This is a genomic window from Nonomuraea sp. NPDC003804, from assembly GCF_040610675.1.
In the GTDB taxonomy this organism is placed as follows: Bacteria; Actinomycetota; Actinomycetes; order Streptosporangiales; family Streptosporangiaceae; genus Nonomuraea.
Genome location: NZ_JBEXMT010000031.1, coordinates 1 through 15,485 on the forward strand (window position 1 = coordinate 1; position 15,485 = coordinate 15,485).

13 protein-coding genes and 1 pseudogene are annotated in these 15,485 nt (G+C 72.7%); 8 read left to right on the forward strand and 6 right to left on the reverse strand.

Annotated elements, in window-relative coordinates:
* The 3 genes from ABZX22_RS34290 to ABZX22_RS34300 all read left to right on the forward strand — a co-directional run.
* Positions 1-1,149, forward strand: a 1,149-nt coding sequence (locus ABZX22_RS34290; RefSeq protein WP_354917483.1) for a GAF domain-containing protein, incomplete at its 5' end; no start/stop codon positions are given.
* Between the two features lie 100 nt (positions 1,150-1,249).
* Complete coding sequence (locus tag ABZX22_RS34295) at positions 1,250-2,095, forward strand: universal stress protein (RefSeq protein ID WP_354917486.1); 846 nt, start codon at positions 1,250-1,252, stop codon at positions 2,093-2,095.
* A gap of 97 nt (positions 2,096-2,192) precedes the next feature.
* The gene (locus tag ABZX22_RS34300) at positions 2,193-3,296 is read left to right on the forward strand and encodes a sulfite oxidase (RefSeq protein WP_354917489.1); all 1,104 of its coding nucleotides are present in this window, start codon (positions 2,193-2,195) and stop codon (positions 3,294-3,296) included.
* A gap of 63 nt (positions 3,297-3,359) precedes the next feature.
* On the opposite strand, the gene ABZX22_RS34305 is transcribed toward ABZX22_RS34300, so the two are convergent.
* Positions 3,360-4,196 (reverse strand): universal stress protein, encoded by an 837-nt coding sequence (locus ABZX22_RS34305; protein ID WP_354917492.1) that lies wholly within the window; start codon positions 4,194-4,196, stop codon positions 3,360-3,362.
* Positions 4,197-4,429: 233 nt separating this feature from the next.
* Between ABZX22_RS34305 and ABZX22_RS34310 the strand changes: the two genes are divergently transcribed.
* Positions 4,430-5,146 (forward strand): DUF6544 family protein, encoded by a 717-nt coding sequence (locus ABZX22_RS34310; protein WP_354917495.1) that lies wholly within the window; start codon positions 4,430-4,432, stop codon positions 5,144-5,146.
* Positions 5,147-5,154: 8 nt separating this feature from the next.
* Here the strand turns inward: ABZX22_RS34310 and ABZX22_RS34315 are convergent, their stop codons facing one another.
* Positions 5,155-6,240 (reverse strand): acetate kinase, encoded by a 1,086-nt coding sequence (locus ABZX22_RS34315; protein WP_354917498.1) that lies wholly within the window; start codon positions 6,238-6,240, stop codon positions 5,155-5,157.
* Between the two features lie 95 nt (positions 6,241-6,335).
* Here ABZX22_RS34315 and ABZX22_RS34320 point away from each other — a divergent pair, with 95 nt between their 5' ends.
* Entirely contained in the window at positions 6,336-7,181 is an 846-nt protein-coding gene (locus ABZX22_RS34320) for a universal stress protein (RefSeq protein WP_354917501.1), read from the forward strand.
* A 19-nt stretch (positions 7,182-7,200) separates the two neighbouring features.
* On the opposite strand, the gene ABZX22_RS34325 is transcribed toward ABZX22_RS34320, so the two are convergent.
* The gene (locus ABZX22_RS34325) at positions 7,201-7,335 is read right to left on the reverse strand and encodes a transcriptional regulator (RefSeq protein WP_354917504.1); all 135 of its coding nucleotides are present in this window, start codon (positions 7,333-7,335) and stop codon (positions 7,201-7,203) included.
* Between the two features lie 92 nt (positions 7,336-7,427).
* Here ABZX22_RS34325 and ABZX22_RS34330 point away from each other — a divergent pair, with 92 nt between their 5' ends.
* From ABZX22_RS34330 to ABZX22_RS34340, 3 genes and pseudogenes are all read left to right on the forward strand, one after another.
* Positions 7,428-9,776 (forward strand): phosphoketolase family protein, encoded by a 2,349-nt coding sequence (locus tag ABZX22_RS34330; RefSeq protein ID WP_354917507.1) that lies wholly within the window; start codon positions 7,428-7,430, stop codon positions 9,774-9,776.
* A 9-nt stretch (positions 9,777-9,785) separates the two neighbouring features.
* The gene (locus tag ABZX22_RS34335) at positions 9,786-10,436 is read left to right on the forward strand and encodes a CBS domain-containing protein (RefSeq protein ID WP_354917510.1); all 651 of its coding nucleotides are present in this window, start codon (positions 9,786-9,788) and stop codon (positions 10,434-10,436) included.
* Positions 10,437-10,548: 112 nt separating this feature from the next.
* Positions 10,549-10,608: pseudogene (locus ABZX22_RS34340) on the forward strand (hypothetical protein); the annotation flags it as partial.
* A gap of 734 nt (positions 10,609-11,342) precedes the next feature.
* On the opposite strand, the gene ABZX22_RS34345 reads toward ABZX22_RS34340, so the two are convergent.
* From ABZX22_RS34345 to ABZX22_RS34355, 3 genes are all read right to left on the reverse strand, one after another.
* Positions 11,343-12,032, reverse strand: a complete 690-nt coding sequence (locus ABZX22_RS34345; RefSeq protein WP_354917513.1) for a CBS domain-containing protein — start codon at positions 12,030-12,032, stop codon at positions 11,343-11,345.
* Positions 12,029-12,619: a CBS domain-containing protein gene (locus ABZX22_RS34350; RefSeq protein WP_354917516.1), complete on the reverse strand. Its 591-nt coding sequence runs from the start codon at positions 12,617-12,619 to the stop codon at positions 12,029-12,031. Before ABZX22_RS34350 ends, ABZX22_RS34345 begins: the two co-directional genes overlap by 4 nt.
* Positions 12,620-12,788: 169 nt before the next feature.
* Positions 12,789-15,353 (reverse strand): GNAT family N-acetyltransferase, encoded by a 2,565-nt coding sequence (locus ABZX22_RS34355; RefSeq protein ID WP_354917519.1) that lies wholly within the window; start codon positions 15,351-15,353, stop codon positions 12,789-12,791.
* Positions 15,354-15,485: the final 132 nt, after the last annotated feature.

Consider the following 15,485-nt stretch of genomic DNA (forward strand, 5'->3'; position numbering starts at 1 on the left):
ACGGCGGCGGGTGTGGCGGTGGAGAACGCCCGGCTGTACGAGGAGACGCGGCGCCGGGAGACGTGGTTGCAGGCCTCCTCGGAGATCACCACCAGCCTGCTGTCGGGAGCCGCCTCGCACGACGTGCTCAGCATGCTGGCGTCGAGCGCCAAGGCGATGACCGACGCCGACGACGTCCTGGTCATGCTGCCCGACGACGCCGGGCAGAACCTGACGATCGAGGTCGCCGAAGGCCGGCAGGCCGATGATCTCCGCGTCTCCTCGGTTCCCGTGGACGGCAGCGTCACCGGCCATGTCTTCACCACCGGCGAGCCGTTGATCGAGATCAGCTGGCACCTGCCGGCGGAGTCGCCGCTCAGCCGGCTGGGCGCGGGCCCGGCGCTCGTCGTGCCGCTCGGCGCGCCGCAGTCCTTGCGGGGCGTCATCGCCATGGTCAAACGGCCAGGACGGCTGCCGTTCGCCCGCGGTGACCTGGCGATGATGATGGCCTTCTCCGGACAGGCGGCCATCGCGCTGGAACTGGCCGAGACCCGCAGGGACGCCGAACGGCTGCGCCTGCTGGAGGACCGCGACCGCATCGCCAAGGACCTGCACGACGTGGTCATCCAGCGGCTGTTCGCCACGGCCATGACCCTGATGGGCGGGTTGCGGATGGTCGAGCGGCCGGAGGCGGCGGCGCGCGTCCAGCAGGCGGTCGACGACCTGGACGAGACGATCCGGCAGATCCGCTCGACCATCTTCGCCCTCCAGGTCTCCAGGGGGCCGGAGGCGCCCAGCCTCCGCGCCCAGATCGTCGAGATGGTCGAGGACGCCCGCGGCCACCTCGGCTTCATGCCGGGCTTGCGGATGGAAGGCCAGGTGGATCACCAGATTCCCGAGCAGGTGGCCGAGCACCTGCTCGCCGTCCTGCGCGAGACCCTTTCCAACGTGGTACGGCATGCCAAGGCCACCAGGGCGGACGTCGGCGTGATCGTCGCCGACGACACGCTGACCCTCGTCGTCGAGGACAACGGGGTCGGCATCCAGGAGAAGGGCAGGCGTAGCGGGCTGCGCAACCTCGAGGAGCGGGCCGCCCGGTGCGGTGGCGTCATGGAGGTCGGCTCGCCGGCCACGGGCGGCACCCGCATCCACTGGAGCGTGCCGCTGTAGCCGCCCGCTCCAGGGGCCGAAGGTCACCCGCTTCGGGGACCTCCGCCTCCTCCCGCCTGGCCACGCGGCTGCCAGGCTGAGGGAGGAGAAGGAGGCCGCCATGACGAACACGAAGACGATCGTCGCAGGGACGGACGGATCCCAGCCGGCGTCGAGAGCGGTCGAGTGGGCCGCGGCCGACGCGGGCCGCAGGAAGCGCGCACTGAGGATCGTCCACGTGTGCGAACGCTGGGGCGTACCGGAGCAGACAGTGTCGTGCCAGGAGTCGCTGGCGGCCGACGCCGAGCGGGCCCGCCTGGCCGCTCCCGGCGTGCGGGTGACGACGGAGCTGCTACCCGGACACGTCGTCGAGACGCTCCTGGGCGAGGCCGCCGCCGCCGAGTCGATCGTGCTGGGCAGCAGAGGGCTCGGCGGGTTCGGCGCGCTGCTGCTGGGCTCGGTCGGGCTCGCCGTCGCCGGGCACGCGGACGTGCCGGTCGTCATCGTGCGCGAGCCGGAACGGCCGGAGCACGGCGAGATCGTGGTGGGCATCGACGGGTCGGAGCACTCCGAGGCGGCCCTGGACTACGCGCTCGAGCAGACGCTCGCGCGGGGCGTCCGGCTGCACACCGTGCACGCCTGGCAGATGCCGGTCACCGCGCCGTACGCGACCGGCTACGGCGACATCGCGGACCGGGTGGCCGAGGACACCGCCGACCTGGTGCGCAAGCGGGTGGCGCGGTGGCGGGACGAGCACGGCCACATCGAGGTCAAGGAGTCGTTCCTGTGCGAGCATCCGGTCGCCGCGCTGGTCGACGCCTCCCGGACGGCCGCCCTGGTCGTGGTCGGCTCCCGGGGAATGGGCGGGCTCGCCTCCGCCGTGCTCGGCTCGGTCAGCCACGGCCTGCTCCACCACGCCCACTGCCCCGTCGCGGTGGTCCGCCCGCGCAAGGACGCCACCGGCTGACGGCGCCCGGGCCGATCGCGGTCGACCGGGAATTTGCCGTCCGGGAGCTGGACACCCGCTTGCCCGAGGGGGTAGCACGGGACAAGGGGTGGTGGACATGGCCACTGTCGACACATCGGTGAGCCCACCCGCGCGAGTGGCGGATCCCGGCGAGGGCATCTCGCTGGACGAACTCCGGCTCGCGGCGCGCAACCACGGCATGCCGCTGGAGGCGCTGCGCTACGACGTCACCCCGGTGGGCCTGCACTACCTGCTGATCCACTACGACATCCCGTACCTCGACCCCGGCGGGTGGCGGCTGCGGATCGACGGCCACGTCCGGCAGCCGCTGACCCTCGACCTCGCCGAGCTCCAGGCCAGGCCGCAGGTCACCCAGCGCGTCACCATGGAGTGCGCCGGCAACGGCCGGGCCCGGCTCGACCCCCGGCCGATCAGCCAGCCCTGGCTGGACGAGGCGGTCGGCACGGCCGAGTGGACAGGCACCCCGCTGGCGCCGCTGCTGCGCGAGGCGGGCATCAGGGACGGCGGCGCCGACGTGGCGTTCACCGGCGCCGACCACGGCGTCGAACGCGGCGTCGAGCAGGACTACACACGCGGCCTGCCGCTGGCCGAGGCGCTGCGCGAGGACGTGCTGCTGGTGCACACGATGAACGGGCAGCCGCTGCCGCCGCAGCACGGCGCCCCGGTCCGCCTGCTGGTGCCCGGCTGGTACGGCATGGCCCAGGTGAAATGGCTCGTGCGCGTCTCGGTGCTCGACACGCCGTTCCAGGGCTTCCAGAACGCCACGGCGTACCGGATCAAGCAGGGACCGGACGACGTGGGCGAGCCGGTGACCAGGATCAGGCCGCGTGCGCTCATGCGGCCTCCCGGCTTCCCCGACTTCCAGACCCGCGAGCGCGTCGTCGACCGCGGCGTCCACGAGCTGATCGGCCGGGCCTGGTCGGGGCGGGGAGCGGTGACGCGGGTCGAGGTCAGCGCCGACGGCGGGGCAACCTGGTCGGCGGCCGAGCTGGATCCGCAACCCGGCCGGTACGCCTGGCGGTCCTGGCGGTGGACGTGGCACGCGCAGGAGCCGGGACGCCACGAGCTGTGCGTCAGGGCGCGCGACGCCGCCGGCGACGTCCAGCCGGTCGAGCAGCCGTGGAACCGCCAGGGCATGGCCAACAACCAGGTGCAGCGGGTCCCGGTCCTCGTGCGGTGACGGCCGCCCGCGGGCCACCCCACCAGGGAGATCACCGGACCGCGAGATCACCGGACCCCGAGATCACCGGACCACGGCCACCGGGCAGCGCGCGCGGTGCAGGACGCCGTGGCTCACCGAGCCGAGCAGCGCGGCGGACTTCACGCCACCGCGGCCCCTGCTGCCCACCACGAGCAAGCCGGCCCGTTTGGCGGCGGTGACCAGGGCGATGATCGGCGGAGCGCACACCAGGTCCTCGATCACCTCCACGTCGGGCCGTTCCGCGCGCCAGGGGGCGACCAGGTCACGCAGGGCGCGGGTCTGGGCCTGGAGCGCCGCGTCCCTGTCGAAGGAGATGAAGTGGACGGGGACCTGCCACGCGTGCACGACGCGCAGCGGCACGCGGCGCCGCGCGGCCTCGGTGAAGGCGTGCGCCAGCGCGGGCCTGCTGGCCTCCGAGGCGTCCACCCCCACCACGACCTCGTCGCCGACCGGCGGCGCCTCGCGCGCCACGACCACCACGCCCCGCGCATGGCTGACGACTCCCAGGCTCACCGAGCCGAGGACGGCGCCCGCCAGGGCGTTCAGCCCGCGGGTGCCCACCACCAGCTCGGCCGCGTCCTCGGACAGGACGCTCAGCTCGGCCACGGGATGCCCGACGGCCAGCTGGGTCGTCACCGCCAGGCCGGGCCGGTTGTCGCGCACGTCCATGGCAGTGTGCTCCAGCAGCGCCTGGCCGGCCTTCGTCAGTTCGTCCTGCAGGTTCATGGACGAGAAACGAGGCGTGCTGTAGCGGGCGTAGTCGACGACATGGACGACATGCAGCCGAGCCCCCTTGCGCTCGGCGTCCCCGGCCGCCCATGCGACCGCGACGGCCGCGTCCGGCGAGCCGTCCGTCCCGACAACGATCTGCTCGGTCATGTCACGCCCTCCTTTCCTTCTCCACGGTGCGACCGTCCGGGAGAGAAGGGCAGGGTCGAAGGGCCCTATCCGCGCGGACCAACGGCACCGGCCCCGCGTTCGGCCCCGGCACCCCGCGGGCGGGACGAAAGTCCTGCCCATCGGGGACCTTCGCCCCCAGCCGCGCCACCGTCCGCGCGGTGCCATGGAGCCATGACCGAAGACCGCGCCGCGCCGCCCAAGGCGGACCCGTCATGAGCGTCGTCGTGGCCCCGCCGGGCCTGACCGACCGGGCCAGACGCGACTGGGCCGTCCTGCAGACCCCGACGCCCGAGCCGCGCCCGTTCGACCCCGCCGAGGCGCACGCGCTCCCCGACCCCGCCAGGCGCTGGCTCACCCGCGCCGTACGGCCGGGCACGCCCCTGCGGACCTCCGTCGTGCTCGGCAGCCACGGCGCGATCAAACTCGGCACCTCCTGGCGCGACTTCCACGCCCGGCAGGCGCTCGCCCCGCTGACCGGCTACGTCTGGGCGGCCGGCACCCACCTGGTGACCGGCTTCGACCGCTACCTCGACGGGTCGGCGCAGATGCGGTGGCGGCTGCTCGGCCTCTTCCCCGTGATGTCGGACGACGGCCCCGGCGTGGCCCGCAGCGCGCTCGGCAGGCTGGCGGCCGAGTTCGTCATGGTGCCCGCCGTCGCGCTCGACCCCGCGCTGCTGTGGAAGCCGGTCGACGAGCGGCGGGTCGTCGCACGCGTCCACGACCACGACGTGACCCTGACCGTCGCGCCCGACGGCCGTCTGGAGTCGGTCCACCTCTCCCGCTGGCACGAGGATCGCTACGAGAGGTTCACCGCCACGTGCGCGGCCGAGACGACGTCCGGCGGCTTCACGATCCCGGGCGAGCTGCGGTGCTCATGGGAGGACGAGGACTTCATCTGGTTCGTCGTGGACCAGGCGATCTTCCGCTGAGCGCCGGCTCAGGCCCGGCCCACCACGTCGATCACCTGGCGGGCGATCTCCCACTCCTCGTCGGTGGGCACGACCATGACCGCCACGTCGGCCTCCGGCGGGGAGACGAAGGTCTCGCCGGCCTGGTTGCGCTCCGGTGAGACGGCGATCCCGAGGCGGTCCAGGCCGGACAGCGCGGCCGCGCGCGTGCCGTCGTCGTGCTCGCCGATCCCGCCGGTGAAGACGATCGCGTCGACCCGGCCGAGGACGGCGTAGTAGGCGCCGACGTACTTGCGGATGCGATAGGCGTACACCCGGCGGGCCAGCACGGCGGCCGGATCGCCGTCGTCGGCCGCCTGCCTGACGCGGCGCATGTCACCGGCTCCGGCCAGCGCCAGCAGGCCGCTGTCGCGGCTGAGGGCGTCCTCGACGTCGCGCACGTCCATGCCCGCGACCCGGGACAGGTAGCCGGGCAGCGCGGGGTCGACGTCGCCCGAGCGGGTGCCCATCACCAGGCCTTCCAGCGGCGTCAGCCCCATCGAGGTGTCGACGCTGCGCCCGCCCGCGACGGCCGTGGCGCTGGCGCCGTTGCCCAGGTGCAGCACGATCAGGTTGACCTCGTCGAGCGGCCGGCCGAGCAGCCGGGCCGCCTCGCGTGAGACGTAGGCGCAGGACGTGCCGTGGAACCCGAAGCGCCGCACGCCCCAGTCGCGGGGGACGGCATAGGTGTGCGCCTCGGCCGGCAGCGTGTGGTGGAAGGCGGTGTCGAAGACGGCCACCTGCGGCACCCCGGGATAGGCGGCGGCGACGAGGCGGATGCCGGTGAGGTTGGCGGGATTGTGCAGCGGCGCGAGGGGGGTGAGCTCCTCGATCGCCGCCGCCACCCGCTCGTCGACGAGGACGGGCTCGCGGAACCTGGTGCCGCCGTGCACCACGCGGTGACCGACGGCCCTGGGCCTGACGTCCTCCAGGGACTCCAACATGGCCGAGACCGCCGCCCCGTGGTCGTCGACGTTCTCGGTCAGCCCGCGCCTCAGCCGGGTCCCCTTCTCGACATCGATGACCTCGTACTTCAAGGACGAGGAGCCGGTGTTGAGCACCAGGACGCTGATCACTGGATCACCCTACTTCGGTCCTCCCTGTTCGAGGACCTTCGCCTCTGTCACGGCGGGGGCTTCGGCGGTGCGATGGGGAAGACGAAGGAGGAGCCATGATCATTGCTGGGTTCGACGGTTCGGCCGCGGCGAAGGCCGCCGTGGAGTGGGGCGCCGACGACGCGCTGCGTCTGGGCGTACCGCTGCGGATCGTGTACGCGGTGGACCGCTGGCCGTACCAGATCGCGGCGTTCCCGGCGCAGGAGTGGCCGGACACCCTGATCCAGGCGGGGGAGAAGCTGCTGGCCGAGGCCGAGGCGGTCGTACGGGCGCGCCGGCCCGAGGTGACGGTGGACACGCGGCTGGTCCAGGGCTCTCCCTCGGCCGTCCTGGTCGAGGCCGCGGGCCAGGCGGCCGAGGTCGTGGTCGGCAGCAGGGGCCTGGGCGGTTTCACGGGCATGCTGCTCGGCTCGGTCAGCATGCACGTGGCCGGTCACTCGCCCTGCCCCGTGGTCGTGGTACGCGGCGCTCCGGAGCCGGCGCGGGGCGAGATCGTGGTGGGCGTGGACGACGCGCCGGGCGGCGAGCCGGCGCTCGCCTACGCGTTCGAGCAGGCGAAGCTGCGCGGCAGCAGGCTGCGCGCGCTGCACGCGTGGGAGCTGCCGGTGCACGTCTACTCTCCCGGGCTCGTCTACGACGTGGACGAGATCAGGGAGCGGCAGCTGAAGGTCGTCGCCGAGACGATCGCCGCCTGCCGGGCGAGCCACCCGGAGGTCGAGGTCGTCGAGGACGTCAGGCAGGCGCACCCGGTGCAGGCGCTCACCGAGGCGTCGGCACAGGCCGATCTGGTGGTCGTCGGCAGCCACGGCAGGAACCCCGTGGAGCGGGCGCTGCTCGGCTCGGTCAGCAGGGGCGTGCTGCACCACGCCGCCTGCCCGGTCGCCGTCGTCCGCACCGCCTGAGAGCCCCCGGCAGGCGCTTTCACACGAAGCCCTTGGACACCTTCACGTAGCCCGCCTCCTCGAGGACGAGCACGTGCTGGGACAGCAGGGAGTCGCTGACCTCGATCGTCTCCTTGAGAAAGCGGAAGTCGGCCCGGTCTGCGGCGGCGAGCAACTCTCATTCAAGTAGATGTCTCGCGGTTGAGGGGCGCGGTTGAGGACCAAGGTCCCTATCCACGCGGCGGCGGCCGGACGAGTGTGGCGGGTATGAAGGACATCGACGCCTACTGGCGTGCGGCGAACTACCTTTCCGTCGGGCAGATCTACCTGCTGGACAACCCGCTGCTGCGGGAGCCGTTGAGGCCGGAGCACGTCAAGCCCCGGCTGCTGGGTCACTGGGGGACCACACCGGGGCTGAACTTCTGTTTCGCCCATCTCAACCGGGTCATCGCCGAGCGTGACCAGGAGATGGTCTATGTCGTGGGCCCGGGGCACGGGGGGCCGGCGGCGGTGGCGCACGCCTGGCTGGAGGGCTCCTACAGCGAGCGGTATCCGGACGTCTCGCAGGACGAGGCGGGGATGCGCAGACTGTTCCGCCAGTTCTCCTTCCCCGGCGGCGTCCCCAGCCACGTCGCGCCGGAGACGCCCGGCTCGATTCACGAGGGCGGCGAGCTCGGCTACTCCCTGGCGCACGCCTACGGCGCCGCCTTCGACAACCCGGACCTGGTGGTCGCCTGCGTGGTGGGGGACGGTGAGGCGGAGACCGGCCCGCTGGCGGCCAGCTGGCACTCGGGCAAGTTCCTCGACCCGGCGCGGGACGGTGTGGTGCTGCCGATCCTGCACCTGAACGGCTACAAGATCGCCAACCCGACGGTGCTGTCCCGGATCCCCGAGGCTGAGCTGCTGAAGCTCATGGAGGGGTACGGCTACCGCCCGCACGTCGTCGGCCCGTCCCACGAGGAGATGGCCGCGACGCTCGACGTGGTCTTCGACCAGATCCGCGACTTCAGGGACGGGCAGGCCGGCCGGCCACCGATGATCGTGCTGCGGACGCCGAAGGGCTGGACGGGACCCGCCGTCGTGGACGGCGTCCAGGTCGAAGGCACCTGGCGCGCCCACCAGGTGCCGCTCGCCCAGGTGCGCGAGAACCCCGAGCACCTGGCGCTGCTGGAGGAGTGGATGCGCTCCTACCGGCCCGAGGAGCTGTTCGACTCCGAAGGACGGCCGATGCCGGAGGTGCTGGCGACCGTCCCGCGCGGAGAGCGCAGGATGAGCGCCAGCCCGCACGCCAACGGCGGCGAGCTCCTCACCCCGCTGCGCCTGCCCGACTTCAGGGACTACGCGGTGGAGGTGGCCGAGCCCGCCACGCGGACCAGCGAGCCCACCCGCGTCCTCGGCGGTTTCCTGCGCGACGTCATCGCCCGCAACCCGCGCACCTTCCGGCTGATGGGCCCGGACGAGACCGCCTCCAACCGGCTGTCGGCCGTCTTCGAGACCACGAACCGGGCATGGAACGCCATCCTGCTGCCCGGCGACGACCATCTGGCCCCTGACGGGCGTGTCATGGAGGTGCTGAGCGAGCACCTGTGCCAGGGCTGGCTGGAGGGCTATCTGCTGACCGGCAGGCATGGCCTGTTCACCTGCTACGAGGCGTTCATCCACATCGTGGACGCGATGTTCAACCAGCACGCCAAGTGGCTGCAGACGGCCAGGCGGATCCCGTGGCGGCGGCCGGTGGCGTCGCTGAACTACCTGCTGTCGTCGCACGTGTGGCGGCAGGACCACAACGGTTTCTCGCACCAGGATCCGGGGTTCCTGGACGTGGTGGTCAACAAGAAGGCCGACGTGGTGCGGGTGTATCTGCCGCCGGACGCCAACACGCTGCTGTCGGTCGCCGACCACTGCCTGCGCTCGCGCGACTACGTCAACGTGGTCGTCGCCGGCAAGCAGCCGGTGCTGGACCTGTTCACCATGGAGGAGGCGATCGTCCACTGCACCCGCGGTCTCGGCATCCTGCCGTGGGCCTCCACCGACGCCGGGGCCGAACCGGACGTGGTGCTGGCCTGCGCCGGCGACGTGCCGACGATGGAGACGCTGGCCGCGGCGGCGATCCTCCGGGAGCGGCTGCCGCAGCTGAAGGTGCGGGTGGTCAACGTCGTCGACCTGATGCGGCTGCAGCAGCCGTCGGAGCATCCGCACGGCATGTCGGACGCCGCGTTCGACGCGTTGTTCACCACCGACCGGCCGGTGATCTTCAATTTCCACGGTTACCCGTGGCTGATCCACCGGCTCACCTACCGGCGGCACGGGCACGCCCATATGCACGTGCGCGGCTACAAGGAGGAAGGCACCACGACCACGCCGTTCGACATGGCGATGCTCAACGACATCGACCGCTACCACCTGGTCATGGACGTCATCGACCGCGTCGAGGGCCTCGGCACCGCCCAGGCGCACCTGCGCCAGGAGATGGCCGAGGCGAGGCTGCGCGCCCGCGCCTACACCCGCGAGCACGGCGAGGACCCGCCCGAGATCCGGGACCTAAGGCCTGGCCTGGCGGGACGTTCGCCGGTGCCGCCGCGGACCGCGGACGAGCAGGCTGGTAGCCGACCCTAGGAGGAAACCATGGCCATTCAAGTCCAGGACGTCATGGGCCGTGTCGCCATCGCCGTGCTGGAGAGCGCGACGTTCGCCGACATCGTGGCGGCGATGAAGCGTTACGCCGTGGGAGCGGTCACCGTCATCGACGCCGACCGCCGCCCGGTGGGCGTCGTCTCGCAGGACGACCTGCTCCTGAAGGAGATCGACACGGTACGGCACCCCACCTCCATCTTCGAGAGCGCCACGACCCGGGCCGAGCACAAGAAGGCCGCGGGCAGGACCGCCACCGAGCTGATGACCAGGCCCGCGATCACCGTCACCCCCGGCACCCCCGTCAAGGACGCCGCCAGGATGATGCACGACAGCCGCATCAAGCAGCTGCCTGTGATCGACGCGGTCACCGGGCGCATGGTCGGAACCCTCCACGAGGCCGACGTGCTGCGCGTCTTCATCCGCCCGGCCGAAGAGCTGGAGGCGGAGGTCAGGCAGCTGATCGGCGCCGGCTTCACGATCACCGTCCACAAGGGGGTCGTCACGGTCGGCGGCCACGTCGAACGCGCTTCGCAGGCCGTCGCGCTCGTCGAGCAGATCAGGCGGCTGGAAGGCGTCGTGGACGTGGTCCCCGAGCTGACCTTCCCGCGCGACGACCTCTACCTCGTCCCGCCCCTGATGTGAGAGGTCCCCGGTGAGCACCAGGAACGCCGTCGGCACGGCGGACACCACCGAGTGGGACGCGCCGGTCCAGGGACCGCCGAGCGGGTCCGGAACCGGCGTGGTCCCTCCCGACGTGGCGACCTGCGCCGAGTGCCTTCGCGAGCTGTTCAACCCGGCCGACCGGCGCTACCGGTACCCGTTCATCTCCTGCGCGCACTGCGGCCCCCGGGCGAGCCTCATCGAGGCCATGCCGTACGCCAGGGCACGCACCACCATGCGGCACTTCCAGATGTGTGCGGCCTGCACGGCCGAGTACCACGATGCACGGGCTGCCCGGTCCCTTCCTCGGTCTCGCCTACGACGGAGTCGGGCTCGGCGACGACGGCACGTTCTGGGGCGGCGAGCTGCTGCTGGCCCACTACATCGGATACCGGCGGCTGGGCCGCTTCTCGCACGCGCCGATGCCCGGCGGCGTGGCGGCCGTCCGCCGGCCCGCCCGCATGGCGCTCGGCTATCTCATCGGCGGAGAGACCGCCCACCCTGCGCCGGTGCCGGGCGACCTGGCCACCGACGCGGCGATCGTCAGGAACCTCATCGCGCGCAACGCCAGATGCCCGGTCTCCTCGAGCGCGGGTCACCTCTTCGCCGCCGCCGCGGCGCTGCTCGGCCTCTGCGACATCACCACCTTCGAGGGCGAGGCCGCCCTCAGGCTCGAACAGTGCGCCACCGGTACGGCCGAGCCGCTCGCCTGGCGGCTCGACCGCAGGGCCGGGCTGTGGGTGTACGACGGCGTCGCGACCCTGCGGAACCTGCTGGAGGCCAAGGCGGACGGAGAGCCGGTCGGCCGTATCGCCGCCGCCTTCCACGCGACCATCGCCGCCGTGACGCTCCTGCTGTGCGAGCACGGCGCCGCGGAGACGGGAGTGGTCAGGCGCCGTCCCATGTCGGCAGGTCGGCCGCCCCGACGTCGTCGCGCCCCCACGTCACCTGGTCGTGGACGGCGACCACGCCGTCGACGTTCTCGGCGTCGCGAACGGCGAGGAGCGCCTCGCTGAGCGTGCCGGTCGTGCCGGTCATCGTGACCACGCCCTGCTCGACGACGACCTCGACCCGCGCCGCGGTGCGCGCCCCCAGCTCCCTGACGACCTCGGCCCTGATGTCCTCGTCCCGGCGGACGAACACCTTGAGCAGGTCGCGCCGGCTGACGACGCCGACGAGCCGGCCGCCGGCGTCCACGACGGGCAGCCGCTTGACCCCGCGGGCGTCCATCAGCCGGGCGGCGCTCACCACGGAGGATCCGGGTGTCGTGACGACCGCGGGAGAGGTCATCAGCTCGCGGGCGGTCTCGCCGGTCGCCTTGCGCGGGGTGCCCGTGCGGTGGCGCAGCCGTGCGCGCAGCGGCGGCCGGTAGACGTCGCCGTAGTAGCGCTCCTTGAACTCCTGCTTGCACAGCAGATCGGCCTCCGACACGACGCCGAGCACATGGCCGGTGTCGTCGACGACCGGGACGCCGCTGACGCCCCGCGCGATGAGAAGCTCGGCGATCACATGGAAGGGGGCGTCGGCTTCGACGGCGGCGACGCCGGTGGTCATCACGTTCTGGACGGTGGCCCTCATGGCGCGCTCCTGCGGGTGACCCGGACGATGCCGGGGACGGTTCTGGCGATCACGTCGGCGACGTCGTCGGCGGGCCCGGCCAGTTCGGCGATGCCGTCCTGGACGCTCACCCCGTCGCCGGGGTACCGAGGGTACTGCTCCCGCAACGCCGCGAGCACGTCGTCGCGCAGCATCGAGTCGGGGCGGGCGAGCAGCGCCATCAGGTCGCGCCTGCTGACGATGCCGACCAGCGCGTCGCCGCGGATCACCGGCAGGCTCTTGACCCGCTGACCGACCATGAGCTCGATGGCGGTGGTGACGTCCGTGTTCTCCGTGACGGTGATCACCTTGCCGGTCATCACCTCGCCGACGGTCGACGGCGGGGGCTCGGCCGACCCGTGGACGGGCCGGGCATGCGCTCGCGGGTCGGGATCGAACTCGCCGCGAAGCAGGTCCAGCTCGCTGACGATGCCGATCACCCGGCCCGCCTCGTCGACGACGGGAGCGGCGGTGATGTCGTGCCCGTGGAGGAGACGGATGGCCCGCCGCACCAGGTCGGTGCGGCGGACGGTGACCACGGGACTGGTCATGACCTCGCGGACGAGCATGGCTACCGGCCATCCCAGGCAGGGCTGTCGTCCTCGGCCGAGGCCAGGTCGTCGACCGCGTCGACCATGTCGTTCACTCTGGTGCGCATGATGGCTCCTCCCCGTCTCCATCCCAGGCCCGGAAGGGCGGGTGCTGTAGGGTCCGAAGTCCCTGCGTGTCCGCCGTTGGTCAGCGCAGGCGGCGGCGCAACGGCGAGGGCCGGTCCTCGGGCGGGGCCAGCCTGATCCGGGCGTCGACCGTGGCCGCGCCCCGCTCGGTCACGATGACCGGGTTGAGGTCGAGCTCGGCCACCTCGGGCAGGTCGTCCAGCAGCCGGCTCACGCGGGCGATCTGGTCGGTCAGGGCGGCGACGTCCACCGGCGCGGCGCCGCGGTAGCCGTACAGGAGGGGCGCGCAGCGCAGCTCGCCGACCAGCTCCGCGGCCGCGGCCGCGCTCAGCGGCGGCACCCTGAAGGCGCGGTCGGCCAGCAGGTCGGCGGCGATCCCGCCCATCCCCACCATGACCAGCGGCCCGAACGCGGGATAGCTGACGCCGCCGACGATGATCTCCACTCCGGCCGGCAGCTGGCGCTGGACGATCGCGCCGGTCATGCCCTCGACGGTGGCGGCCATCTCGAGGTAGGCCTGCCGTACCTCCTCCTGGGTCCGCAGGTTCAGCCGGACGCCGCCCGCGTCGCTCTTGTGCACCGGCCCCACGGCCTTGAGCACGGCGGGCAGGCCGGTTCGGCCGGCCGCATCGGCGGCGGCCTGCGGACCGTCGGCGGGCACCGACTCGCACACGCTGATGCCGTAGCAGCCGAGCAGCCGGGCGGCGGCCGCGGGGGAGAGCCACCCCTCGGGCTCGCTGCGCACGATCTTCCGGGCGGTCTCGACGTCGGCGGACGGCAGCTCGCCGACCGGTTCGGGCTTCCACTCGGCGTACTGAACGGCGTGGGCGAGCGCGGCCAGGGCCTGCTCGGGGAAGGCGTAGGCGGGCACGCGCCCGTCGATCAGCCCGCCGTGCCCCATGACACAGGCCAGGACGGTGTTGGTCGCCGATCGGGTGGCGGCCGCGATGGCCTCGCGGGTGGCCTCCAGGCCGGATCCGAAGGGAGGGGTGTAGACGACGAGAACGGCGTCCACCTCGGGGCTGGTCGCCAGGGCCGCCACGGCCGCGCCGAGCTGCCGCGCGCTCGCCTCGGCGGTGAGATCCACGGGATTGCCCAGCGCGGCGGCCGGCGGTCCGTCCACCAGCCCGGCCGGCAGCTCGGGGACGACCAGCCCGTACCGCTCGCAGGCGTCGGCCGCCATGGCCTCGGGGCCGCCGCTGTTGCCGACGATCGCCACGCGCCTGCCCCGCGGCAGCGGCTGGTGGGACAGCAGCCTGGCCGTGTCGACCAGGTCCTGCAGCGTGTCGAGCCGGATGACGCCGGAGGCGCGGACCAGGGCGTCGACCGCGATGTCCGGGGTGGCGGCGGCCGCGGTGTGCGAGCGCACCGCCCTGCCGCCCGAGTCGGACCGGCCGCTCTTGACCAGCAGGATCGGCTTGGCGGCCGACACCCTGCGGGCGATGCGGGTGAACCTGCGCGGGTTGCCGAACGACTCCAGGTACAGCGCGATCACCGAGGTGGCGGCGTCGTCGGCCCAGTACTCCAGCAGGTCGTTACCGCTCACGTCCGCCTTGTTGCCGACCGAGACGAAGGTCGAGACGCCGAGCTGGTCCAGCAGGGCCGCGCCGATCGCGCCCGACTGCGACATCAGGCCCACGGGTCCCTTCTCTGGCCGGCGGTCCATGAAGGTGGCGTGCAGGCCGATGGCGGTGTTCGCGATGCCCAGGCAGTTGGGGCCGATCAGGCGCATGCCCGCCGTACGGCAGACCTTCAGCAGGTCCTGCTCGGCCTCGCGGTCGCCGCTCTCGGCGAAGCCCGCGGTCAGCACCACCAGTCCGGCGACCTGGGCCTCCGCACACTCGCGGGCGACCTCCGGCACGCGCGCCGCGGGCACGGCCACGACGGCCACGTCCACCTCGCCGGGGATGGCGAGCACGCTGGGGTAGCAGCCGGGGTCTCGCGGATTGACCGGATAGACCGGTCCTTCGAAGCCGCCCTTGACCAGGTTGTCCAGCACGCGGCGCCCGATCGCGCGGGGATCACGGCTGGCGCCGATCACCGCCACCGAACGGGGCTCGAGCACCCGCGTGATCGAGGCGCGCTCGGCGGCGTGGTCCCGCGCCTCGATGGTGGCCGCCAGCCTGCCGGTCGGCGCGAGGGAGATGCGGATCTGCGTGACGCTGCCGTCGACGTGCCGCCTGACGTCGAGCCCGAGGTCGTTCAGGACCCGCAGCATCCGCACGTTCTCCGACAGGACCTCCGCGCTCAGCTCCTTGACACCGTGGTCGGCGGCGTCGAGGGCGGCGTGCTCCAGGAGCAGCGTGCCCAGCCCGTTGCCCTGGGCGGCGTCGTCGATCAGGATGGCCAGGTCGGCGAGGCCGTCGGTGAGAGGGATGCACTCGACGACCGCCACCAGCCGCCCCCTCAGGGTCGCCACCAGCGCGTGACCGTCGTAGCCGTCGTCGGTGACCGTGTCCATGTAGGCGTGGGCCGTGGTCCGGCCGCTGGAGAAGAATCGCAGGTAGGCCGAGCGCGGGGAGGACCGGTCGACCAGCTCGTGCAACGCCTGCCGGTCGGAGGGCGCGAGCGGGCGCACATGGGCGATGTCGCCGTCACGCAGCAGCACGTCATAACCGTCAGTCATCGTGAACCTCTCCCAGGGCTCGGCATGGTGCGTGGCGCACCTCCCGCTGACGACACTTCCGCAGGCCGGAGCCGGCCGGGAGTGCCGGAATACCTGCGCGCAGGGGGCGAAAGTCCCTAGTCGCCGGGGCCC

Coding starts and splice junctions, on each gene's coding strand:
- ABZX22_RS34320 (WP_354917501.1), top strand. CDS start 6,336: ATGATCATTGCTGGGTTCGACGGTTCGGCCGCGGCGAAGGCCGCCGTG.
- ABZX22_RS34295 (WP_354917486.1), top strand. CDS start 1,250: ATGACGAACACGAAGACGATCGTCGCAGGGACGGACGGATCCCAGCCG.
- ABZX22_RS34345 (WP_354917513.1), bottom strand. CDS start 12,032: ATGAGGGCCACCGTCCAGAACGTGATGACCACCGGCGTCGCCGCCGTC.
- ABZX22_RS34335 (WP_354917510.1), top strand. CDS start 9,786: ATGGCCATTCAAGTCCAGGACGTCATGGGCCGTGTCGCCATCGCCGTG.
- ABZX22_RS34305 (WP_354917492.1), bottom strand. CDS start 4,196: ATGACCGAGCAGATCGTTGTCGGGACGGACGGCTCGCCGGACGCGGCC.
- ABZX22_RS34330 (WP_354917507.1), top strand. CDS start 7,428: ATGAAGGACATCGACGCCTACTGGCGTGCGGCGAACTACCTTTCCGTC.
- ABZX22_RS34355 (WP_354917519.1), bottom strand. CDS start 15,353: ATGACTGACGGTTATGACGTGCTGCTGCGTGACGGCGACATCGCCCAT.
- ABZX22_RS34310 (WP_354917495.1), top strand. CDS start 4,430: ATGAGCGTCGTCGTGGCCCCGCCGGGCCTGACCGACCGGGCCAGACGC.
- ABZX22_RS34300 (WP_354917489.1), top strand. CDS start 2,193: ATGGCCACTGTCGACACATCGGTGAGCCCACCCGCGCGAGTGGCGGAT.
- ABZX22_RS34350 (WP_354917516.1), bottom strand. CDS start 12,619: ATGCTCGTCCGCGAGGTCATGACCAGTCCCGTGGTCACCGTCCGCCGC.